Consider the following 22017-nt stretch of genomic DNA (forward strand, 5'->3'; position numbering starts at 1 on the left):
GCCGACATCCGCATGGCCGAAATGGGAGATGGCGACGCAATCCGTCGGATGTCGGATCAGGGGCTGGCGCGGCCGACGGCCGCCGTGACGGGCCGCGACCGGCCGCGGGCGCCGCCGTCGAGGATGCGGGCGGCGAGCCACGCGCAGGCCGCGTCGAGGTCGAGGAGGTCCGGCACGGGGGCGTAGGGCATCAGGTCGGAGAGGTCCGCGGAGAACAGCGCGTCCTGCGGACCGGCCGCGCGCACCTGCGCCAGCAACGGGTGGTTCGTCCGCGCCGCCGGGATCTCCGCCGGCCGGCGCGCCAGCGCGTCGAAGGCGCGCCGCCCGTGCCGCAGCAGGCTGCCTCGCGCGGCGGGCGGCAGGTGGTGCCAGAGCGCCGGGGCATGCAGGCGCACGCCGTCCACCGCCTCGGTCCAGGGAATCCCGCGCGCCCGCGCCTCGCCGAGCACGCGCCGCAGCCAGCGGGCGAGGGAGGCAACGCCGGTGCCGAGAGGCAGGTCGGCGGGGTCGAGGCGCAGCACCCGCAAGGGCCCGCATGCCTCGACGCCGCGCGGCGGCGCGGGAGCGGCCGCCGTCACCGTCGCGGTGCGCGCCAGGATCGTGGTGCCGTCGTCGAGGAGGGCCGCGACGCAGCCGACCGTGCGGCCGAGGCGAAGACACACCCCCTCCGCCACGTGGAGGCGGGTGGCGGCCTCGCGCAGCGCGCCGCTCGCGCGCGGCTCGGACGCGGTCGACGCGCCCTCCGGCCACCAGCGCGCACCGTCCGCGACGCCGGTCCTCAGGATCGCGGCGTAATCCTCCCGGCGCAGCAGGCGGCAGAGGTCCGGGCGCCCCTCGACCAGCGTCACCTGCGCGCGCGGATCGCGCCGCAGCAGGTGGGAGGTGAGACAGAGGGCACCGGCCGTGGCACCCACCACGAGGTGGTGGCGCCCGTCCACCGGAGGCGGGATCGCGGCTGACCCGTGCATCGGGGTCTCCTTCCGGGAGCGGCAACGCGGCCGGATTGTCGATCCGATGGACCGAAAGATCAACGAGAACGTTCTTTTTACAGAACGTCTTTGCGCAGGAGAAGGGCGTGGCCGCACCCGGCGTCGCGAGAGGATCCTGCGGCGGACGGAGGGTGCTTCGCGCGGCGAGGCCCGCCTCGCCGCGCACGGGCCCGCCGCGCCGGGATCCCGGCCGACGCGGCGCGGGCCGCGCCGCTCCCCCGCCCGGGGACGGCGCCCGCCGCGCAGGCCGAGCGGTCTCCGCCGGACCGGTCGGAGCCCGGATCACACCCGCCGCAGGGGCACCCGGAACAGGCGCAGGGCCGCGAGCAGCGTCGCCGCGTAGGCGAGGAGGCCGAGGCCGCCGAGGGCCGAGAGGATCGCGAGCTCGCGGAAGCGCGGCAGGGGCGGCATCAGCCGCTCCAGCAGGGGCAGCCCGCCGAGGGTGCCGAGTGCCAGCACGGCGCAGCCGGCGAGCACCCCGCAGGCCGTGACGGCGAGCGCCCGGCTCGGGGCGGTCCAGCCGCGGCGGCGGGCGACCAGGAACAGCATCAGCACGTTCACCCAGACGCCCGCCGCGGTGGCCAGCGCGAGGCCGGTCACGCCGAGCGGGCCGGTCAGCGCCACCTTGAGGGCGACGTTGAGGGCGACCGCCGTCAGCGAGGCGACGACCGGGAAGCGCGAATCCTGGCGCGCGTAGAAGCTCGCCACGATGCTGCGGATCAGCACCGCGGCCGGCAGGGCGAGGCCGTAGGCGGCCAGCACCGCCCCGGCCCGGGCCGCCGCCTCGGCGTCGAAGGCGCCGCGCTGGAACAGGGCCGTCATGATCAGGTCCGGCACCAGCAGGAAGGCCACCGCGAACGGCGCCGAGAGGGCGAGCGAGAAGCCGGTGGCGCGGTTCTGCGCCGCGTGGGCCGCGGCGGCGTCGCCGGAGGCGAGGCGCCGGCTCATCTCCGGCAGCAGCACGGTGCCGGCCGCGATGCCGATCACCCCGAAGGGCAGCTGGTAGAGCCGGTCCGCGTAGTAGAGGGCCGAGACCGCGCCGGCGGGCAGGAAGGAGGCGATGATCGTGTCGGCGAACATCGCGATCTGCACCCCCGCCGAGCCGATCACCGCCGGCCCGAGCATGCGGAAGAAGCGCACCATGCCGGTATCGGCGAGGGTCGGGCGCGCGAGCCGGGGCGCCACCCCCGCCCGCACGGCGTCGCCCCAGACGAGCAGGAATTGCAGCACGCCGGAGACCGCCACGCCCCAGGCGGCCGCGTAGGCGGCGTTGGGGAACAGGAAGGCCAGGGCGAGGGAAGCCAGCAGCGAGAGGTTGAGCAGGACCGGGGCGGCCGCCGCCGCCGCGAAGCGCTTGCGGGCGTTGAGCACCCCCGAGAGCAGCGTCACCAGGGTGATGAACAGCAGGTACGGGAAGGTGATGCGGGTGAGCGCGACCGCCAGGGCGAATTTCTCCGGCTCCTCCGCGAAGCCCGGGGCGAGGGCCCGCACGACGAGCGGCATCATCGGCAGCGCCAGGGCGAGGAGCGCGACCTGGATCAGCAGCATCAGGGTGAAGATGCGGTCCGCGAAGCGCCGCGCGTCCTCCCGCTCCCCGGCCCCGTCCAGCCCCGCATAGGTCGGCACGAAGGCGACGTTGAAGGCCCCCTCGCCGAAGATCGCCCGGAAGTGGTTCGGCAGCCGGAAGGCCACCACGAAGGCGTCGGCGATCGGGCCGGCCCCCATCACGGCGGCCATCACCACGTCCCGCAGGAAGCCCGTGACCCGCGACACCAGGGTCCAGCCGCCGACCGAGAGGATGCTGCGGATCATCGACACGACTCGTCCTGATGCGGGCGCGACGGCGCCCGCCCGGTCACACTGCCCCCGGAAAGGTGGCGCGAGCGCGGCGATCGTCGGGGAACGGCGCGGCCTGCGCGGCGGCGGCCGGGCCGATCCGCTCGGCGACCACGTAGAGCGGGCGCCGCTTCACCTCCGCGAAGATCCGCCCGATATACTCCCCGATGATGCCGAGCGACATCAGCTGGATGCCCGAGAAGAACATCACCGACACGATGAGCGAGGCGTAGCCCGGCACGTTCGGCCCGCGGAACAGGTACTCGCCCACGAAGTAGAGGGCGGCGAGGAACGCCAGCGCCGCGATGGCCCCGCCCAGATAGGTCCAGACCCGCAGCGGCACGGTCGAGAACGAGGTGATGCCGTCGAAGGCGAAGCGGAACAGCTTGCGGAAGCTCCACTTGGTCTCGCCGTGGTGGCGCGCCTCGACCGCGTAGGGCACCCCCACCGAGCGGAAGCCGATCCAGGAATAGAGCCCCTTCGAGAAGCGGGCGCGCTCGGGCAGCGCCCGCAGCACCTCGACGCCCTTGCGGTCGATCAGCCGGAAATCCCCGGCCCCCTCGGGCAGCGGCATCTCGCCGAAGGTGGCGAAGAGCCGGTAGAACAGCCGCGCGAAGCCGCGCCGCAGCCGGCTCTCGCCGTCCCGGTCCATGCGCTGGGCGTAGACCATGACGTTGCCCTCCCGCCAGAGCGCCACGAAGGTCTCGATCAGCTCCGGGGGGTGCTGGAGGTCGGCGTCCATCAGCACCACGGCGCGGCCGCGGGCGTGGTCGAGCCCGGCCGCGATCGCGACCTCCTTGCCGAAGTTGCGGCTGAAGGAGACCGCGCCGATGCGCGGCTCGCCCGCATGGTGCGCGGCGATCACCGCGGCGGTGGCGTCGCGGCTGCCGTCATCGACGAACAGCACCTCGAAGGCCGGGCCGATGCGCTCCAGCACGGGCAGGAGGCGGGCGAGGAGCGGCCCGACATTGGCGCTCTCGTTGTAGACCGGTATGACGACGCTGAGGTCGACCGGGTCGCTTGGCCTGAACAGCTCCACGGTGCCGTTCCTCGATGTCTGTGCCGGGCAAGGCCGGCCTCGCGCGGGATCAAGAACCGGCGCCGCGCGCCGGATCAAGGGAATGCTGTAGCGCATGCCACCTGAACGGCGACCGATCGTGCTCTGCGCCGACGATTACGGGCTGAGCCCCGGGGTGAGCCGCGGGATCCTGGCCCTCGCCCGGGCCGGCCGGATCTCGGCGACGGGGTCGATGACGAACCTGCCCTCCTTCGCCCCGGCGGCCCCGCCCCTGCGCGAGGTCGCCGGGCGGGTCGGGCTCGGCCTGCACCTCACGCTGACGGCGGGCGCGCCGCTCGGGCCGATGCCGCGGCTCGCCCCCGGCGGCGCCCTGCCGTCCCTGGGGCGGCTGATGCGGGCGGCCTTCGCGGGCGCCCTCGATGCCGCCGAGACCGAGGGCGAGATCGCCCGCCAGCTCGACGCCTTCGAGCGGGCCCTCGGCCGCCCGCCGGACTTCGTCGACGGGCACCAGCACGTGCACGTGCTGCCCGGGCTGCGGGGCGCGCTCCTCGCGGTGCTCGCCCGGCGGGGCCTGGCCGGGCGGACCTGGCTGCGCGATCCGGGCGACCGCCTCGCCGCCCTCCTGGCCCGGCCCTCGGCCCCGAAGGCCGGGCTCGTGCGCGCCCTCGCGCTCGGCTTCCGGCGCGCGGCGGTCCGGGCGGGGTTCCCGACCAACCGCGGCTTCTCGGGCTTCTCGGATTTCGCGCCCGGCAGCGGGTTCGCGGAGTCCTTCGAGCGGGCCTTCGCCCGGCTCGGCCCGGCGCCCCTCGTCATGTGCCATCCGGGCGAGGCGGACGACGCCCTGCGGGCCCTCGACCCGGTGGTCGCGAGCCGGCCGGCGGAGCTCGCCTACCTCGCCTCGGAGCGGTTCGCGACCTTCCTGGAGCGGGAGGGCTTGCGCCTCGCGCCAGCCCCCGGAGCGCGCGGCCCGGACGGCGCCGCCTGAGGGTGCGAGGCCGGCCGGCGGCGCGGGCCGGGACTGCCGGTCGCTCCGCGCCGGACGGGCCCCAGGAGGGCGCGACCCGGGGAGAACGTCGAGCGGCCGCCGTGCCGGGCGCGACACGTCCTGAGGAGAGGCGCGATCCGGCCGGCATGCGCCGCTCGGCGCCCTCGCGTCAGCTCCTCGGCAGGGCGGCGGATCCGCCCGCGGTTGCGCGCGCCTGCGCCAGCGCTTCGGCAGAGTTCTTCAGCGCGTCGACGATGTCGCGGCGCGTCAGCCGGTTGCCGCGCAGCAGTTCCAGGTGATGCGCGAGCCCGACCTCGTCCGGCTCGCGCCCGAGCACAAGGCGATAACATTGCAAGAGGAAGGGGTAGGGGCTCTGATTCACGTCGTCCGCCAGCAGGGCGATCTCGAGTTCCCGGTTCAGGTTCCGCTCCGCCGGGGGCTCGGGGGGCTCGTCCAGGACCGCGGCGCGGGCCGTGACCCACCCGCGAACGAAGATGCCGGCCTGCCGCGCGGCCGCGGACGAGCGGACCTCCGCGGCACTGGCCAACCTGCTGATCAAGCCGTCCCGCCCGAGTTCCCGATAGACCCCGACCCAATACTCCACGTCGCTGGCGGATTGCTCGACCGGAAAGGCCCAGCGCAAGAGGTGGCGGAGGTTCTCCTCGATCTCGGTCTCCAGGCGCAGGGCGCGGGCCGCCGTCAGCGCTCCCACGATCGCCGGGCCGATCGGATCGGCCGCCACGTCGCCCTTCGTGGGCAACGCGGCCGGCCGCAGCGCCCTGCGCCGGGTCTCGGCCCAGCTCGGGGTCGGAACCAGGAGCGGTGAGAGCCGGGCGGTGATCCGTTCGATGTAGGCGTCGCGCGTGAAGCGGGCGGCATGCTGCTTCACCGCCGAGCGCCATTCCTCGCGCGGCATCCGCCCCCTGTCGCAAGCGACCTCGCCCGCCTCGAAGGCGGCACAGAAGCCGGAGAGGCAGGTTGCCAGTTCCTCGACCTTGCCGGCCGTGAAGGTCGAGGCCAGGTGGCCGGTCAGTTCCGGCAGGGCCCCGGCCGTGGTGCATATGACCGGCGTGCCGGCGAGGAACGCTTCCGCGACCGGCATGCCGAACCCCTCGTGGAACGAGGGAAGGACGAAGACGTCGGCCTCGGCGAAGAGTCGCCGGATTTCGGCGGAACTGCTGTTCAGCTTGAAGCGCAGCGCGACCCGTTCGGGCAGCGTTTGCGCCAAGTCGTCGACCTCCCTGATGTAAGCTTGGTCGGAGAATTCGGTGATGCCGGCCAGCGTCACCGTGACCGGGCGCGCGAGGGCCGGCTCGGCAAGGGCAAGGGCCTCCAGCAGGGTCGTCACGCCCTTGCTTCGGGCGAAGCGCCCGCAATAGAGCAGGTGCAGCGGTCGTCCGGCATCCTCGAAACTTATTTCGCCGGCCTCACCCATGGCGCCGGCATTGGGGCCGAACAGCGGGACTACCGTGGCGGGGCGCGCGAGTCCGTACGCGCGCAGCTGGTTTGCCGAGTATTCCGACGCCGCGAAAACAGCATCGGCGACGTGGAAATTCTCGATCTGCTGAAAGGAGCGATAGATGAGATCCTCGGCCTGAGGTGGACAGTACTGAGGTGGAGTGATGCCCTGGAAAAAAATGGCGAGTCTGGCGTCCCGTCGGGTATGATTCATGCAATTATGGACGTCATTGTAAACACCAAAATGAAAGTAATACAAATCTGAAGTCGCGAAATGCTCTTCCTTCAAAATTTGGCGCCAATCGTTGACGACGCGGACGCGGGTGTCCATCAGGTCCGAGGACATGCAGTAAATCTGGACATCGAGATTGCGGCGCTCGCGGACCGAAAGCATGTCGAGCGCGTCGAGGTCGCACGCAACCGTCTCGCTCATGGCGTCGCCGCGATGGACGACACCCGTGATGATCGAGATGCGCGGGGTGAAGTTGTTGCGCGGCATCATCATCACCGTCTAGGCGCGATTGTTCAGGTTGGCCGGTCCCACCAGGCTGGCGAAGGCCACCTGCGAGGACTTGATCACGCGCTCGTTCTCGAAGAGCCTGAGATAGCGGTCGCGGCCCGCATCCCCCATGCGCGTGCGCCGGGGCCGGTCGGTCACGAGTTGGTCGAGGGCGGCCTCCACCTCGGCGGACCGGGCCCCGCAGAGGATGCCCGTCGCGCCGTCCTCGACGATGTCGCGGGCGCCGCCGACGTCGAGTGCGACGACGGGCAGGCGGTAGCGCATCGCCTCGATGAAGATGATCCCAAACGACTCGTAGCGGGATGGGACGCAGAAGATGTCCGCCTGCTCGTAGAGAGCGACGACCTCGGCGTCGGAGAGCTGGCCGTGGAAGCGGACGCGTCCCGCCAGATCACCGCGCCGCCGCTCGAATTGCAGCCGGAGGCTGCGCGTCGGATCCTGCCCGTAGGAATCGCGGCCGACGACGTCGACCTCGACGTTGAGGTGCCGGGCGAGCAGCTTCGCACAGGCCGAGAGGAAGAGGTCGGTTCCCTTTCGGCGCTCCAGGCGGCTGACGGAGAGGACGCGAACGATCCCATCCGGATCCGCGCGCCGCTTCGCCACCCGTTCCAGGGATGCGGGCTCGATATCCGCGGCCCCGTGCGGCACCGTCACGATCCTGGCGGACGGAGCGATGCCGAAATCGTCCTTCAGGTGGTCCGCCGACGACCGGCTGTTGGCGTGAAACAGCCTCGCGGAATGGACGTAGATGTCTTCGAGCGTCGACAGCTCCTCGAGCGTCTCGCGATCGAGCGAACTCCGTTCGAGATCGGCGAAGCGCCGGAAGGTGGTATTCATCGACACGATCGTGTTCAGCCGACGATCGAGCACGCAGTAGAGCCCTTCCTGGTCCCAGACAGGAGCGATCACCATGTCGATGTAGCGGTCTCGCCGGAGCCGCAGGACTTCCTGATGCGCTGCTTTGGACCACGCCACGTTGGCCCGTGCGGGTCCCGACCGCAGCGCGCCGATCCGCTCCGCGACCGGCTGCGCGATCCCGCCGGGAGCCAGCCCCGCTTCGGACAGGTGGCGGATCCAGAGGCCTTCGTGGAACTCGATCCGCGAAGGCCCATCGGTCGCCGTGATCAGGTGCGTCTCGTGGCCGTTCCGCGCGAAGCCGGTGGCGAGATCCCAGATGTAGCGGGCGATCCCGCCGGGGGAGCGCTGCGGAGTCCAGCGGGAGATGAAGCAGATCGTGCGGCGGCCGCCCTCGGGGTGGATGACCGGGAACTTACGGATCGCCTCCGGTCGGGCGGGGCTGATCGCCACGGATTTGCGCGTTTGCTCGAGGGCGCGGCGGCGCCCGTCCGAGGCGCCCCGCTCCGCGTCCGCGAGGAAGGACCGATACTCCGCCCAGCTGATGCCGTGATGGGCGGCCTGCCAGCGCGCGCCGTCCACCAACTCCCTCAGCCACGTCTCGCAGGCCTGGAGGTACTCGGTAATCGGTCCGCCGTTGCGGCGCCAGTCGGACAGGGCGACGTAGTACTTGTTCTTCACCACCGGGTAGGGGTGGGTGAGGAGCCTGCGTTCGTCGCGCGTGATGCCTGATGCGAACTGATGATGGACACTGGCGCCGGAATCCACGAGTCGAATCTTGTACCCGCGTTCGACGATGCGACGGCAGAGTTCCGACTCGTCGAGAAAGTACTCGATCTCCTCGTCGAATCCTCCGACCTCCTGCAGGACCGAGCGCCGGAACGAGCTCGATGCACCGAGGAGGTGGGGAATCGTCGCGGAATCGGAGAATTCAAACGCCCAGAGTGGCGGGCGCCGCACGAAATCCGGACGGTAGAATTTGTCGACGACGAATGGGTTCGCTTGCCATTCGAAGCCGGTATGGTCATACACTCGCGTTCCGGCTCCGCCGACTTCGTGATCACCATACGGTTCTACGATGTTGACAATCCAATCTGGTTCGGCGAAGGCATCGTCGTCCAGAAATAACACCAACTCGCCCGATGAAAGATTGATACCCGTGTTGCGGGAGCGGGAAAGATTGGCCTCGTCAATTCTTCCTAAGACGATATTCTCCTTATAGACTGATATCACATCTTCTGTGTGATCGATTGAGGGGCCGTTAACTACAACGACCTCAAAATTACTGTAGTTTTGCTGCAGAAGCGCCCGCAAAGTCTTTTCAAGCAACGTCGCACGATTCAAGGTTGATATGACGACGCTGACCGAAGGCTCAAATCCGGCGCATTGATACTGCAATGATGAGTTATTCATGCGCGGATCTGCGAAATCAGCTTGATCGTAGTGCATATTCCACCATATGACATAGATGTCTGTTGCATATAGAAAATGTCACAGAACTTTCGTCTTGCGCATGACACCAGATTGTCGATGGCAGACTGACATCATTGCCAGGAATAGAAAGATCTCTATCCCGCGACAACTGAGAGGTCAGGGACCTCATAATGGCCGAATTGCCGGATGGCAAGCGCCGACGGACATTCCGCGCCGCATACTTCCAGCAGGCCCAATGACGGTAGCTGAATATAGGAACAATTTCTTCCCGGATGCCGGACGGCACATGGAAATGCTTCACATTCCCCAAAGACATGGACGCCAGACCGCGAGCGGATGGGGCGGTGATCCCAGCCTGCTCCGCGCGTGGATCATCGACGGGCGGGCCCGATTTTCACCGGAAGCGCTTCGCCGTCGCAGGGAGGTGGGTTGAATGGGACGCCGCCACGGGGCTGGCCGGCGCGCACCGCCGGACCGGCGGAGCGAGTGCACGGCCGGTCCGTTTCCGGGCGGCTGCCGGCTCCGGATGCCGGGTCGCGAGCAACTTCCATCCGCGCGCGGCGCGACGGTAGCGCCGACCTCGTCGGCAAAGCGGGGCAGCGCGACCTCGGAAGCGATCGACCCGCTGGCGAGGAATTGTCCGATGATCGCGGGACGGCCCCTCCCCGCGCATCTTGGCAGCGGGGAGGGGGGAATGCCGCGCCGCGCGCGGCGATGGCGGGCGACGGATCCGGCAGGCTTGCCGGCTCAGGGTCCTTAGGCGATCGCCTCGTGGTACATCTTCTCCACGTGCTCCCAGTTCACCAAGTTCTCGATGAAGGCCTTGAGATAGTCGGGACGGCGATTGCGGTAGTCGATATAGTAGGAATGCTCCCAGACGTCGACGCCGAGGATCGGCTTGGCCCCGTGCACCAGCGGGTTCTCGCCGTTGGGGGTCTTCATGATCTCGAGCTTGCCGTTCCGGACCGCGAGCCAGGCCCAGCCCGAGCCGAACTGCGACACGCCGGCCTGGATGAAATCCGCCTTGAACTTGTCGGCGCCGCCCAGATCCTCGGCGATCTTCTTCTCGAGCGCGCCCGGGATGGCGCCGCCGCCGTTCGGCTTCATCCATTGCCAGAAGTGGATGTGGTTGTAGTGCTGGCCCGCGTTGTTGAAGAGCGGCTGGTTCTGGCCGTAGGACGCCTTCACCACCTCCTCGACGGACTTGCCCGCCAGCTCCGACCCTTCGAGCAGCTTGTTGCCGGTATCGACGTAGGCCTTGTGGTGCTTGTCGTGGTGAAACTCAAGGGTTTCCTTCGACATGTAGGGCTGCAGCGCGTCGTAGGCGTAGGGCAGTTCGGGCAGCGTGAAGGCCATGGTGTGTCTCCGCATCAAGAGGGCGGCGGACCCGCCGGCCGGCAGCCTCGCTGCGGCGCGGGATCCGGGCGTTAGGTAAGTCGCGCGGCGGCCTCCGGCAACGTGCCGCGGGGGCCGTCGGCCGGGCGAGCGGGCCGGCCCGGTTTTGAAAACCCGCCGCGGGCGCTTAATCTCGGCCGTAGGCGGCGAGGCCGCGCGGTTCGAGTGGTGTGATGATCGGTGCGTTGTTCGCGCTCGCCCTGCTGATGATCCTGGGCGGGCTCGCCTCGGTGGTGCAGGGCATTCCCTACGTGCGGCTGGAGATCGGCTGGACCATGGTCATCGCCGGCACGGTCGGGGCCAGCGGCGGCGCGCTGCTCCTCGGCCTCGCGGTGGCGGTGACGCGCCTCGCGCGGATCGAGCGCCTGCTGGCGCAGCCCGCCGCGTCCGGCCCGCGCGCGGAACCCCACTCCTTTCCCGGCCCCGGCCCCGCGACGCGGCCGGCGGAGCCGCTGCCGCCCCCGCCCGCGATGCCGTTCCAGACGGCCGGTCCCGCCCCGGCGGGCCCAGGGAACGCCGGAACCAGCACGCCCGAGGGGACGGCGCCGGAGCCCGCGGCGGCCTCGGCCATCGCGGCGGCCCTCGGCGGGGCGGGGGTGGCCGGGGCGGCGGCCCTCGCGGCGCCCGCTCCGGCCGCGGCGCCCGACGCGGCCGCGGCCGACGCGGCCGCACCCGAGCTGCGCCTGACCCGGGCCGAGCCCGACCCGGCCGAGGAGCCGGAGCCCGCGCCGGCGGAGACGCCGCCGGACTCCCCCGCGCCGGCGCCCTCCGCCGAGGCCGCCGAGACCGCGCCGGAGCCGGCTGCCCCTGAGGAGCCGGCCATCGTCGGCACCTACGCGTCGGGGGGCAACACCTACGTGATGTACGCGGACGGCACAATCGACGCGCAGACGCCGGGGGGCAAGTACCGGTTCACGTCGCTCGACGAGCTCAAGGTCTTCATCGCCGAGGGCGGCGAGGCCGGCGGGGAGATGCGCTCCGGCGCGGCCTGACCCGGGCCCGAGGGCGGCCTTTGCGACCGGGCCCGGCGAATGCTGGGATCGGTCCCGGGGGACCGGCCTGCCGCCCGCTCCCGCATTCGAGGTCGCCGATGCCCGCTCCCATCCTCTCGCCCTCCCCCTCGCTCCCTGCCATGAACCCCGTCCGCGCCGTCGTCTTCGACGCCTACGGCACCCTGTTCGACGTGCATTCCGCCGTGCAGCGCCACGCCGCCGGCCTGGGGCCGCAGGCGGCGAGCCTCTCCGAGACCTGGCGGCAGAAGCAGCTCGAATACAGCTGGGTCCTGTCGCTGATCGGGCGCTACGCCCCGTTCCGCCGCCTGACCGAGCAGGCCCTCGACACCGCGCTCGCCCTGCACCCGGGCGTCGATCCGGCCCTGCGGCCGGCGCTCCTCGACGCCTACCGGGCCCTCGACGCCTATCCGGAGGTTCCCGCCACCCTCGAAGCGCTGCGGGCGCGGGGGCTGCGGACCGCGATCCTGTCGAACGGCGACGGGCCGATGCTCGACGAGGCCGTGCGCGCCGCCCGGCTCGGGCCGCTGCTCGACGCCGTGCTCTCGGTCGATCCGGCCGGGATCTTCAAGACCAGTCCGCGCGCCTACGCGCTGGCCACCGCGCATCTCGGACTCGCCGCCCCGGAGATCCTGTTCGTCTCCTCGAACCGCTGGGACGTGGCGGGGGCCTGCGCCTTCGGCCTCGCGCCGGTCTGGGTCAACCGCGCGGGCCGTCCCGACGAGTACGCGGACCTGCCCCCGGTCCGGGTGATCGACCGGCTCGACGCGCTCCTGTCCGGCTGAGCCGGGCGCGGGCTGCCCCAAGATCCCCACGATGGCGTGCGAGAGCCCCGCGGCGGCAGGGGGAGCGGGAGGACGGATGGCGAGGTCTCGCGCGAGGATCCCGGCGCTGGTCGCCGCCGCGCTGGCGCTGCTGCCGGCCGGCCCCGGCCGGGCCGCGCCCGCCCCCAAGCACCTCCCTGCCAAGCACCTCTCTGCCAAGCACCTGGCCCCGATCCCGGGGCCGACCCTCGCCCTGATGGCCGCGCGGGGCACCGCGCCGGGCGCCCCGATCCTGATGCGCGCCTTCAAGAAGGAGGCCGAGATCGAGGTCTGGACGCGCGGCGCCGACGGGCGCTTCGCGCACCTCAAGACCTTCCCGATCTGCCGCTGGTCGGGCCAGCTCGGCCCCAAGCGGAGGAGCGGCGACCGCCAGGCGCCGGAGGGGTTCTACAGCATCCGCCCGGCGCAGATGAACCCGAATTCCCGCTACTACCTGTCCTTCGACGTCGGCTACCCGAACGCCTACGACCGGGCGCATGGCGGCACCGGATCCGCCCTGATGGTGCACGGCACCTGCTCCTCGGCCGGGTGCTTCGCCATGACCGATGCGCAGGTGGGCGAGATCTTCGCGCTCGCCCGCGAGGCCTTCGCGGGCGGGCAGGCCGCCTTCCAGTTCCAGGCCTATCCGTTCCGGATGAGCGCCGCCGCGCTGGCGCGGCATCGCCTTGACCCCAACATCGATTTCTGGCGCCAGCTCAAGGAGGGGGCGGACCGCTTCGAGGCAACCGGCCGCGAGCCGCTCGTCACCGTCGCGGGCGGGCGCTACGCCTTCGCGCCCTATCCGGACCCGGCCGTGGAGGCGGCCGCCCAGGCCCACTACGCCGCCGAGGAGGCGAGGCTCGGCGACCTCGTGGCGCGGGGGATCGAGGCGGTGCGCACCACCTACGCGGATGGCGGCCAGCACCCGGTCTTCGCCGCGCTGCTGCGCCGGGGCGCGCCCCTCGGCGAGGTCAGCCGGCCGGAGGCGCTCGCCTTCGCGGGCCACGAGGTGGTGACGATCCCGGCCCACCGCGTCCGCCTCGCCGCGCCTCCCCCGCCCGCGCCGGTGCTCATCCCGCTGCCGGTGATCGCGACCGAGCCGTCCCTCTTCGCCCGCACGCCCCTGGCGGAGGGCGCGACGCGGCTCTCCCTGGCGCTGCCGGCCCCGGCGGGCCGGCCGCTCCTCGTCGGCGCGCCGCGCCTCGGCGCCGAGCCGACCCGGTTCGACCCGTTGCGGGCCGATCCCGGCTGGCTCGCCGCGGCCCAGGGGGCGCGCGCCCAGGAGCGGCTCAGCGCCCTGCCCTGACGGGCCCTCACGGGCGGGAGGGCCCGTCCTCGGGCCCGGGCGCGGCCGGATGCGACGCTTCTTCCGGGAAGGGCCGGGCCCGGCCGGAGCCGCGGCGCCAGAGCACCAGCGGCGCCCCGAGGGGCACGCGCCAGCGCCCCCGCGCCAGCGGGTGGATCGGGGCCCCCTCGGCCGTCAGCCCGAAGGCGTAGAGGTCGTGCGCCCCGTCCAGCGTGAGCGCCGCGACGAGGCGCTCCTGGTCCGGCCCCGGCGCCAGGAGCGTCCCCCAGGCCGCGACGCGCAGGGGCGCCGCCGCGGCGAGCGCCCGGATGACGGCGAGGTTCGCCTCGCGCCGCGCCGCGCGGGCCGCGGGGGGCAGGCCCGCGAGCCAGCGGCGCAGCGCCTCCGGATGCGGGGTGATGCGGTCCTCGGCATTGACGAGCGTGTAGCCGCCGATCCCCGGCCGGCCCCGGAGCAGGGCCACGAGGCGGCAATTGGTCGGGTCCTGGCGCGCGGCATCCGCCCGGCTCGGATTGGCCGCGCAGACCAGGGCGCGGGGCGCGTCCGACCACCAGCGGTCGAGGCGCGGACGGTGCTGCCCGCAGGCGCTGAAGGTGGCCGAGCCTTGGATCGCGAGGCCCACGGTGCCCCCCGTCAGCCGCGACGGCGCGGAGGGGCCGCCGCGCCGGTCCGGACCGCACCGCATCCCCGCGTGCGCCAGTGCCGGCGCGGCCGCAGGCGCGGCCCGCGCGCTGACGCGCCGGTCCGGCCGCTCGGAACCGGAGGTCGGCGCCGGCCATTACTCGGACAGATCGGAGGAACACCTGTCATGAAGCTCATGAACCGACGAACGACCTTGGTGCTGAGCCTGCTCGGAGCGGCCATGCTGGCGCAGGCGACGGAGACGCCGCAGAAGAGCCGCGAGCAGGCGCCGAACATGCCGGCCCCGGCTCAGACCCTGCCCGAGCGGGTCAGGCCCGCCGATCCGGGCACCACCGGCACCACGGCACCCCGGCCCGCCGACCCGGACCACACCGCCCCGAGCAACGCGGGCGCGCAGCGCACCTGATCCGCCCGGCGCGAATCCGGCGCCCCGGCGCGGGTTGGGCGCCCTCGGCGCGGGTGCGGCGCCTCAGGCGAGGATCGTCTCGCCGAACACCTCCTCGAAGCGCGCGCGCAGCACCGCGTCCACCTCCGGCATCGTCACCGGGCGGCCGAGATCGACGAGGCTCGTGACCCCGTGCGCCCGCACCCCGCAGGGCACGATCCCGTCGAAATGGGTCAGGTCCGGCTCGACGTTGAGGCTGATGCCGTGGAAGGTCACCCAGCGGCGCACCCGGATCCCGATCGCCGCGATCTTGTCCTCGACCCCCTCCCCCTTCTCGGGCCGGCGCACCCAGACGCCGACGCGGTCCTCCCGCCGCTCGCCCCGCACCGTGAAGGCGTCGAGGGTGGCGATCAGCCACGTCTCCAGGGCCGCCACGTAGAGCCGCAGGTCGGGCCGGCGCCGGTTGAGGTCGAGCATGACGTAGGCCACCCGCTGGCCCGGCCCGTGATAGGTGAATTGCCCGCCCCGCCCGGTGCGGTGGACCGGGAAGCGGTCGGGCGCCACCAGGTCCGCCTCCTTGGCCGAAGTGCCGGCCGTGTAGAGGGGCGGGTGCTCCACCAGCCAGACGCGCTCGCGCGCCTCGCCCCGCGCGATGGCGGCGGCGCGGGCCTCCATGGCGGCCTCGGCCTCCCGGTAAGCGGTGAGGCCCTCGCTCACCGCCCACTCGACGGGCGGCGCGCCGGGCGGGGGCGGCAGGGCGTGCGGCAGCACGGAGAGGCGGGCGTTTACCAAGGCTTCACCCTCTTGGCGAAAAGCTCGGATCCGTGTGGCGTGGCGGGGCGGAGCACGTGGCGGTTCTCGAAGAGCTCAAGGTGGATCTCACGGTCGTGCTCGGCCGGACCCGGATGCCGATCCACATGCTGTTGCGCATGGGGCGCGGCGCGGTGATCGAACTCGATGCGACCGATTCCGATATGGTCGATATCCTGGCCAACGACCACCCGATCGCCCGCGGGCAGATCGTGGTGACGGGCAACCGCATCTCCGTGGAGGTGACGGAGCTGATCCGCAAGGCCGACGTGGTGCGCGAGCCCGGCGTGCGCGTCGGCGAGGGCGCCGGCGCCCTCCTGAGCGAGGCCCCGACCCCGCCGTGATCCGGCCCGGACGATTTTCGGTCCGGGACGCTTGTGACCCCGGATTCGATCTGCTATTGGCTGCGCCGCTTCGACGGGTTTCACCCCCGAACCGCCGGCTCTGCCGACGAGGAAGCGCTCCGCGGCCGTGGCGGAATTGGTAGACGCGCTAGCTTGAGGTGCTAGTTGGGCAACCAGTGGAGGTTCGAGTCCTCTCGGCCGCACCATCCTGAGAGCCTTTACGGGCCAGAAGGTTGGTGCCAGACAATGGCTTAGGGTGTTGATCGCTCCTACACAGCGGTCCACCACATGGCCCTCACGATGGCACGCCCTTGGAAAGACCCCGCATCGGGGGTCTGGTATCTGCGACAGCGCACCCCCGCCGACCTTCTCAATCTCAAGGGACACCAAGTCACTGTTCCCGTGGCCGATACGTTAGCCACGGTGAGGATCGGTGCGATGGTGCTTGTCTCGCTCAGGACCAGGGAGCCGGCTGAAGCCCGGACCCGTCACGCTGTTGCGGACGCTGCCCTGAAGCAGTTCTGGGATGCACAGAGGAGGGGACCGACCGCGCTCACCCAGCGCCAAATCACAGCCCTCGCTGGCATCGCCTACCACGATTTCGTGGGCACGCTCTCTGATGAGCCGGGTGAGCCTGAAGTCTGACAGCAGGTGCTTCGCCTGCACCGCCAAGCCCGTGATGCGGGCAAGCTTGAACAGTGGGTCGGTGAGAGTGTGGACGGCCTTCTCACCGCCAAGGGCGTGGTCACCGATGAGGCCAGCAGGACCCGTCTCATCGAAGCGGTAGACCGTGCCCTGGTGCAGGCTTCGGAGCAGCTTGGGCGAAACGCGGATGGGGATTACCGCCCCGACCCACAAGCCTCCCGGTTCCCTGAGTGGACTCCTCCCGCACAGGCTCAAGCACCGGAGGTGAAGCACGCAGGCTCTCGGGACGCTCTCACAGTTTCAGACCTGTACGAGCGGTGGTTCGCTTACCAGGAAGATAAGAAGGCAGCAAACACGCTCAAGCGGTACCGCGCTAGCCTCCGGTCTCTAGCAGATTTCACCAAGGGCGGGGATGCCCGCATGTTGACTCCAGATGAGGTTTACGCCTGGGCTGTCCATCGTCGGGACAGTGAGGGTGTGAGCGTGCGTGCGATTAACAAGAATGACTTGGTGGCCGCAAGCTCCATCTTTAAGTGGGCTATGTCTCGCCCAGCCGGGAAGCTGGTCGATACCAACCCTGTGAGCGGTGTCCGCCTTGATGAGCCAAAGCGTGTCGCTGCAAGGGAACGGACGTTCCGCGAAGCTGAGGTCTCGGCCATCCTGAAGGCAGCTCTGAGCGTCCCGGATGACCCCAGGAACCCTACCTTCTCAGCAGCGAAACGCTGGTGCCCCTGGCTTGCCGCCTACTCGGGCGCCCGCATCTCCGAACTCACTCACCTCCGGGCAGAGGACGTCCGTGAGGAAGGTGCTGTCCCTGTGGTGGACCTAAGAGTTACCAAGGGCGGGCGCCCGCGGACCGTGCCTGTCCACCCCCATCTAGTCGAACAAGGCTTCCTAAGGTTCGTGAAGGCTAAGGGCACAGGTCCGTTGTTCTACGATCCAAAGCGACACACGAAGGCTAACGGCACGCCCCCTGGCGAACTCAGAGCACAGAAGGTTGCGAAGTGGGTCCGAGAGGCCGTGAAGCTAGACACTGAGGTGGACCCCAACCATGGCTGGCGTCACACGTGGAAGACGCGGGCTCTAGGGGCTGGGATTGAGGAGCGCATCAGGGATGCCATCACGGGGCATCGTGTAGCTACGGTCGGAAGGCAGTACGAGACGCCCTCTCTGTTGATGCTGGCAGGTGCGATGGAGCGGTTTCCCAGGTACAATCTTGGCAGCGGACCACCGGCGGGAGCAGGCAGAGCGCCTGACCAGGGCCTTGCCTCCCCCGGAGAGTGAGCCCGTGATACAGCGCCCCTGGTCGTGGTGGCGCCGCCTGGTGGGATGATGACCAGCCCTGAGCCCTTCGACCCAGTGGCCGAGTTCAACGCTCTCCTGTTCGAGGCCAGCAGCGTGTGGGACGTGCTGGACCGCGATGACGGATGGGCCTTGGCCGCCTCCTTCGTGGTGAAGCAGCAGGCCTGTGCCCTCACGGAGGAGTGGAACGGGATGGAGGGGCGGGAGCGGTTCAAGACCGTGAAGCGGGGAAGAGCCTGACTCTGAACTCAATCGCCTCACCGTGTGAGGGACCGCTACGGGGGTTAGAAGACATTCCGGGCTGGTCTGGTTTGAACCGCCTGCCTTGCCTGACGTTCCTTGCGCCAAGAGTGATGGAGGAACCCGACATGAAGGCGTTTTGGTTAGCTGCCGCCGTGGGTGTGAGTCTGATGGCCTCGGCAAGCGTAGCATCAGCCGACCCCTGGAAGGACGAAAGCGGACACGGCAAGCATTGGAAGCACGAGGGGCGGGGGGAAGGCTGGGGGCATCGCGGCCCGCGCTTCGGCTATGACTACGGCCGCCCGCGTGGCTACGGCTACTATGAGGAGCGCCGGAGCTATCGTGGCACCCGCTTTGGAGACTACGACCGCCCCCGCTCCCGAGACCGCTACGGCTACTAGCCGCCTCTCAACCGCATCAGACGCGGGTAGGAGACCACAAGGGGGCTGCTGACGATGGAAGTGAGGTGTCTTCCTCAGGCGCCCTTGACGCTAATCAGGCCAGCCTTCAGTGCTCCCTTGAACGACATCTCTTTCCCACCGGGGAAGACGATGATGACCTTGCCATCCACCTGCTTAGTGGTGATGCCCGACCCGAACTGAGCGTTCAGGATGGCCCTGGGGTCCCGGTCGTCAATCGTGGAGACGTGCCCACCTAAAGGAGTAAACACACACGATTTCAGTGGCTTAATACTGGAGCCGTTGCCTAGAAGTGTTCGCTCTAAACGGCTTCCGCCTTAAGCCACTGAAACATCAAAGAAAACTCAAAAATCATCAGGCTCCTTCTCGGCCCAGTTCCCGCTCCCTTTCATCTTCGCCAAGTCGGTTTCAATCATGTCGATGATGGCACCCCGCTCCCGGGCATCGCTCGTGCTCTGAAAGGCTCTGGTAAGTTGCTCTAAAGCGTCCGCAGAGTGGCGTAAGGCATCACTGACTTCTGGCCTATCTGGTAGGCCGCCAGTCCCCTCGAAATCGTGGCCGCCTATCTTGCGCGCAGTCTTAGGGAAGTCCTTCATCATCCAAGTCCGCACTGTACCGAATGGATAGCCCAGTTCGGCTCCCATGTCTCGATACGACTTGAAAGTGCCCTTGCGCTTGCCAAGGTGCTGATTGGTCCTAACGTAGGCTCGAAATACCTCCCTCTTCTCCGACCTTTTCAGAGGAAGGCCGTGCTCAGTGTTGGCCTTGGCAGCATACCAGCGAGCCTCATCACGAGACATCTCCGACACCTCAGCCTCGACCATCTCATGGCCGTTGCGCTCCAGGGCAGCCATTCGGTGCCAACCGTCAACAAGGACGTAGACGCCGTCAACCAAGGCCACCTTAACAGGAGGCATTGCCTTCCCGGATTTGTAGACTAGGCGATACTGCTCGACCGTCTGTGGATGTACCTTCTTCCTGACTTGGTATTTGATGTCTCGTGCAATGGCATTGATTGAAAGCGTACGAACCTCGGACTTCATCATCGCAATTCCTCCAGAGCCTTATGGAAGTCCTGGCGAGCGCTCTCCCGCTCCTGTCTATCCTTCTCCTCAAGTCTCGCCATATGCGTCCGTGCGCCCCCGAATGCCTCTGCAAGCCACTGCCCCATCACGACGATGGCCCGTGGTGGCACCTCCTTGTAGACGCGCTTCACCGTCCCGCTCTCGTCGTCCCAGTAGGTCCCAACGTTCATGTCCGTGAGGCCGCGTACCCTCCTGACAAGCTGAGCCCGGAAGCCAGCGTCAGACCGAAACCGTCTAGGCTCCGCCTCCAGCAGGAGGAACATGGCCAGTGCAGTCTCTACGACCGCCTTGGGTTGCACATCGGCCGCGAGCTTCAGCACCTCCTGCGCAGCACGTCGCTCGAAGGCGTAGCCCACCTGTCCCCGATGGTAGCCGTCCACGATGCCCTGAGCGTGGCTGACGATGGTGGCCCAGCGCGCCTCTAACTGACCCCACAGGGGGCTCTCCTTGTTCTTCTCGACACGAGCCCTCACGAGGCGCCTGTACGAGCCCAGGACGGCCTCCGTAACACCCACCTGGTCGACCGCCCCATGTCTGCGTAGACGCGCCTTATGGGCCTTGCAGTAAAGACTGAACCGTGACTCAGCCGGGGATGAACAACCCGGTGCGCGACATACTCTCGACATTCATACTCCTGAGATTAGTGGCCGTCCCCTGACGCACAGGGACGGAACAACTCCACATGTCCACAGTCATAAGGGCACATTCATTGCACTGCCTGTCCGGCTTCGTCCCTGATGATGCGGTACACCTGCATCCGTGAGATGCCGAACGTCCTAGCAATCTCGGCTGGTCCCTTACCTTCAGCGTGCATGGCTCTCACAGCGGCTCTATCGGTACGCCGTGTCCCGCCCTTGTAGACGCCTTTGGCCTTCGCCTCCTCGATGCCCTCTCGCTGCCGCTCCTTGATGAACCGGCGCTCCATCTGAGCCACCATGCCCAGCACGGTCAGCACAATCCGCCCAGTCTCGCCACTCGTGGAGACGTGTGGGTCTAGGACGGTCAGGAAGGCTCCACGTTGGTCCAATTCGTGGACGATGTTGAGCACGTCGCGAGTGTCACGGCCAAGGCGGTCCGCCCGCGTGACAACCAACTCGTCTCCCTCCCGGATGAAGTCGAGGATGGCCGCCAACTCCGTCCGCCCGTCCCGGCTCGCTCCTGACACCTTCTCCGACCTGACTGGCTGGCATCCTTCCGCCTTGAGCCGGGCAATCTGGCTCTCAATGTCTTGGTCGAGGGTTGAGACACGAGCATATCCGATGCGAGCCATGCGTCACCTCAGGGTCTAAGACCGCTAGAAGATGGCGTCACATTCGAAGCATGTCAAACCCCGATGTGACGCCAAAGCATGTCACCTCAGAGCGTCACCACAGGGTTCACCGTGATGTGGCGCCTAGCTCGGGTGGAGACGCGCTGTCTGGCGGTCGGCATCGTCAGTTCCTGCGGCGCAGCGGACTAGCGCCGGGCTCCTCACTGCTGGGAGCAGAGCGACACTCGCGGGAGCTACAGCCCTGCGCAGCGGTGCATGACGCGCCCGGTCTTCGCGGGCAAGTGATGCCTGTACGAAGCCGCGCTGGCGCACCCACACGTCATCGCGCGAGCCCCCACGGGGGACTTCAGGCCAACGCTCGTCTGTCGAATGCCGTCTCACGTATCTGCCACGAACATTTGGGCCCTCTGCCTTCCCGGCTCGCTTAGGGAGGTAGCAGCAGAGTTCGTCTCGCCCGTTCCCGGCTCGATAGCACCGCTCAAAAGTGAGCAGTGAGACGCCAAGCTCCTCACACATCACGCGAATGTCCCTCACCACGCTCCGGTGTTCCTTCCCGGTAAGGTCCGCGATTTCCAGGCTGCTCATGGTGGGCTCAGAGCACGGCTAAGTAGGCTGCGCACCGGACGACGGCAGTGAAACTCCGTCCTGGCGACGCACGGCCGAGCAGACAATTATGTGGAGCGCGTCTTAGGGCACAGGCCCACGATGCCAGCGACGAGGTCTTCTAGATCATAGGGCTTTTCCCATCGCTTCACGTCTGCGAAACGATCAGGTATTACGCACGCGTCGTATCCTGTAGCGAAGACAAACGGTATGCCCCGCCGTTTCAGTTCGTCTGCAACAGAAAATGACATCTCATCACGCAGATTGATATCTAAGACTACTACCTCAAGTTCGCCCGCCCTAACCTGATTCATGGCTTGGTCTATTTGGGGAATAGGTCCGATGACGGTCGCTCCCGCTGCCGTCAGAAACTTTTTCAGGTCATCCCCGATGAAGTACTCGTCCTCAACAACGAGCACGCGGCATCCCGCAAGGGGTTGGCTGGTCAAGATGGTGCCTCCCTACCTTCTGCGAGCACCCTCGCACCGACGAGCATGGGCGCGCAATTCCTGACATCGTCTGGCAAGGTCGCCCGAGACGGGCGATAATACCAGGAGCAACCATGGGGGCTTCCCGATGAACCCCGACGTACCATCCGAACCCACCAACCCCTCGGTACCGGTGAAGCCGCTAACCCCTGAGCAGACGCGAGAGCTCATTGAT

At 69.0% G+C, this 22017-nt stretch carries 22 protein-coding genes and 1 tRNA gene; 10 read left to right on the top strand and 13 right to left on the bottom strand.

The window, feature by feature from the left end:
• Window positions 1–56 precede the first annotated feature (56 nt).
• From MET2598_RS0113495 to MET2598_RS0113505, 3 genes are all read right to left on the bottom strand, one after another.
• A complete protein-coding gene (locus MET2598_RS0113495; protein ID WP_012335007.1) occupies window positions 57–968 on the bottom strand; it encodes a hypothetical protein in 912 nt (303 codons plus the stop codon).
• A 303-nt stretch (window positions 969–1271) separates the two neighbouring features.
• Complete coding sequence (gene murJ, locus MET2598_RS0113500) at window positions 1272–2801, bottom strand: murein biosynthesis integral membrane protein MurJ (RefSeq protein ID WP_012335008.1); 1530 nt, start codon at window positions 2799–2801, stop codon at window positions 1272–1274.
• Window positions 2802–2844: 43 nt separating this feature from the next.
• Window positions 2845–3864, bottom strand: coding sequence for a glycosyltransferase family 2 protein (locus tag MET2598_RS0113505; protein WP_012335009.1), 1020 nt, complete (start codon window positions 3862–3864; stop codon window positions 2845–2847).
• Window positions 3865–3958: 94 nt separating this feature from the next.
• Here MET2598_RS0113505 and MET2598_RS0113510 point away from each other — a divergent pair, with 94 nt between their 5' ends.
• The gene (locus MET2598_RS0113510; RefSeq protein WP_026190707.1) at window positions 3959–4828 is read left to right on the top strand and encodes a ChbG/HpnK family deacetylase; all 870 of its coding nucleotides are present in this window, start codon (window positions 3959–3961) and stop codon (window positions 4826–4828) included.
• 169 nt (window positions 4829–4997) lie between these two features.
• On the opposite strand, the gene MET2598_RS38115 is transcribed toward MET2598_RS0113510, so the two are convergent.
• The 3 genes from MET2598_RS38115 to MET2598_RS0113530 all read right to left on the bottom strand — a co-directional run bounded on the left by MET2598_RS38115 (window position 4998) and on the right by MET2598_RS0113530 (window position 10451).
• Complete coding sequence (locus MET2598_RS38115; protein WP_198293014.1) at window positions 4998–6785, bottom strand: glycosyltransferase; 1788 nt, start codon at window positions 6783–6785, stop codon at window positions 4998–5000.
• A gap of 12 nt (window positions 6786–6797) precedes the next feature.
• Window positions 6798–9110, bottom strand: coding sequence for a glycosyltransferase (locus tag MET2598_RS38120; protein ID WP_084673838.1), 2313 nt, complete (start codon window positions 9108–9110; stop codon window positions 6798–6800).
• Window positions 9111–9851: 741 nt separating this feature from the next.
• Window positions 9852–10451 carry a superoxide dismutase gene (locus MET2598_RS0113530; protein ID WP_012335011.1) on the bottom strand — a complete coding sequence of 200 codons (600 nt, stop codon included), beginning with the start codon at window positions 10449–10451 and terminating at the stop codon, window positions 9852–9854.
• A 212-nt stretch (window positions 10452–10663) separates the two neighbouring features.
• On the opposite strand from MET2598_RS0113530, the gene MET2598_RS0113535 reads away from it, so the two are divergent.
• The 3 genes from MET2598_RS0113535 (at window position 10664) to MET2598_RS0113545 (ending at window position 13609) form a co-directional block, all read left to right on the top strand.
• The gene (locus MET2598_RS0113535; RefSeq protein ID WP_026190708.1) at window positions 10664–11482 is read left to right on the top strand and encodes a hypothetical protein; all 819 of its coding nucleotides are present in this window, start codon (window positions 10664–10666) and stop codon (window positions 11480–11482) included.
• Window positions 11483–11580: 98 nt separating this feature from the next.
• Window positions 11581–12285: a haloacid dehalogenase type II gene (locus MET2598_RS0113540; protein WP_018261188.1), complete on the top strand. Its 705-nt coding sequence runs from the start codon at window positions 11581–11583 to the stop codon at window positions 12283–12285.
• A gap of 76 nt (window positions 12286–12361) precedes the next feature.
• Window positions 12362–13609 carry a L,D-transpeptidase family protein gene (locus MET2598_RS0113545; RefSeq protein WP_018261189.1) on the top strand — a complete coding sequence of 416 codons (1248 nt, stop codon included), beginning with the start codon at window positions 12362–12364 and terminating at the stop codon, window positions 13607–13609.
• 7 nt (window positions 13610–13616) lie between these two features.
• On the opposite strand, the gene MET2598_RS0113550 is transcribed toward MET2598_RS0113545, so the two are convergent.
• On the bottom strand, window positions 13617–14231 hold the full coding sequence (locus tag MET2598_RS0113550; RefSeq protein WP_018261190.1) for a DUF1643 domain-containing protein: 615 nt from the start codon (window positions 14229–14231) through the stop codon (window positions 13617–13619).
• 186 nt (window positions 14232–14417) lie between these two features.
• Here MET2598_RS0113550 and MET2598_RS0113555 point away from each other — a divergent pair, with 186 nt between their 5' ends.
• Entirely contained in the window at window positions 14418–14657 is a 240-nt protein-coding gene (locus MET2598_RS0113555; protein ID WP_012335016.1) for a hypothetical protein, read from the top strand.
• Window positions 14658–14720: 63 nt separating this feature from the next.
• On the opposite strand, the gene lipB is transcribed toward MET2598_RS0113555, so the two are convergent.
• Entirely contained in the window at window positions 14721–15428 is a 708-nt protein-coding gene (lipB, locus tag MET2598_RS0113560; protein WP_012335017.1) for a lipoyl(octanoyl) transferase LipB, read from the bottom strand.
• 56 nt (window positions 15429–15484) lie between these two features.
• Here lipB and MET2598_RS0113565 point away from each other — a divergent pair, with 56 nt between their 5' ends.
• From MET2598_RS0113565 to MET2598_RS0113580, 5 genes are all read left to right on the top strand, one after another.
• Entirely contained in the window at window positions 15485–15790 is a 306-nt protein-coding gene (locus tag MET2598_RS0113565) for a FliM/FliN family flagellar motor switch protein (protein WP_012335018.1), read from the top strand.
• Window positions 15791–15911: 121 nt separating this feature from the next.
• Window positions 15912–15996 (top strand) — tRNA-Leu (locus MET2598_RS0113570).
• An 82-nt stretch (window positions 15997–16078) separates the two neighbouring features.
• Complete coding sequence (locus MET2598_RS41070; protein ID WP_157182149.1) at window positions 16079–16435, top strand: DUF6538 domain-containing protein; 357 nt, start codon at window positions 16079–16081, stop codon at window positions 16433–16435.
• 69 nt (window positions 16436–16504) lie between these two features.
• Window positions 16505–17719 (top strand): tyrosine-type recombinase/integrase, encoded by a 1215-nt coding sequence (locus MET2598_RS39125; RefSeq protein ID WP_157182150.1) that lies wholly within the window; start codon window positions 16505–16507, stop codon window positions 17717–17719.
• 48 nt (window positions 17720–17767) lie between these two features.
• Entirely contained in the window at window positions 17768–17977 is a 210-nt protein-coding gene (locus MET2598_RS0113580) for a hypothetical protein (protein WP_036270776.1), read from the top strand.
• A 763-nt stretch (window positions 17978–18740) separates the two neighbouring features.
• Here MET2598_RS0113580 and MET2598_RS0113590 read toward each other — a convergent pair.
• The 5 genes from MET2598_RS0113590 to MET2598_RS39135 all read right to left on the bottom strand — a co-directional run bounded on the left by MET2598_RS0113590 (window position 18741) and on the right by MET2598_RS39135 (window position 21803).
• Window positions 18741–19442 carry a ParB N-terminal domain-containing protein gene (locus MET2598_RS0113590; protein ID WP_084673840.1) on the bottom strand — a complete coding sequence of 234 codons (702 nt, stop codon included), beginning with the start codon at window positions 19440–19442 and terminating at the stop codon, window positions 18741–18743.
• Window positions 19439–19996: a hypothetical protein gene (locus tag MET2598_RS0113595; RefSeq protein WP_018261195.1), complete on the bottom strand. Its 558-nt coding sequence runs from the start codon at window positions 19994–19996 to the stop codon at window positions 19439–19441. The genes MET2598_RS0113590 and MET2598_RS0113595 overlap by 4 nt, the downstream gene beginning before the upstream one ends.
• Window positions 19997–20187: 191 nt before the next feature.
• The gene (locus MET2598_RS0113600) at window positions 20188–20751 is read right to left on the bottom strand and encodes a recombinase family protein (protein WP_018261196.1); all 564 of its coding nucleotides are present in this window, start codon (window positions 20749–20751) and stop codon (window positions 20188–20190) included.
• Between the two features lie 123 nt (window positions 20752–20874).
• The gene (locus MET2598_RS39130; RefSeq protein ID WP_084673841.1) at window positions 20875–21336 is read right to left on the bottom strand and encodes a Rha family transcriptional regulator; all 462 of its coding nucleotides are present in this window, start codon (window positions 21334–21336) and stop codon (window positions 20875–20877) included.
• An 86-nt stretch (window positions 21337–21422) separates the two neighbouring features.
• Complete coding sequence (locus tag MET2598_RS39135) at window positions 21423–21803, bottom strand: response regulator (RefSeq protein WP_084673842.1); 381 nt, start codon at window positions 21801–21803, stop codon at window positions 21423–21425.
• Window positions 21804–22017: the final 214 nt, after the last annotated feature.

It is taken from the genome of Methylobacterium sp. WSM2598 (assembly GCF_000379105.1).
GTDB lineage: Bacteria > Pseudomonadota > Alphaproteobacteria > Rhizobiales > Beijerinckiaceae > Methylobacterium.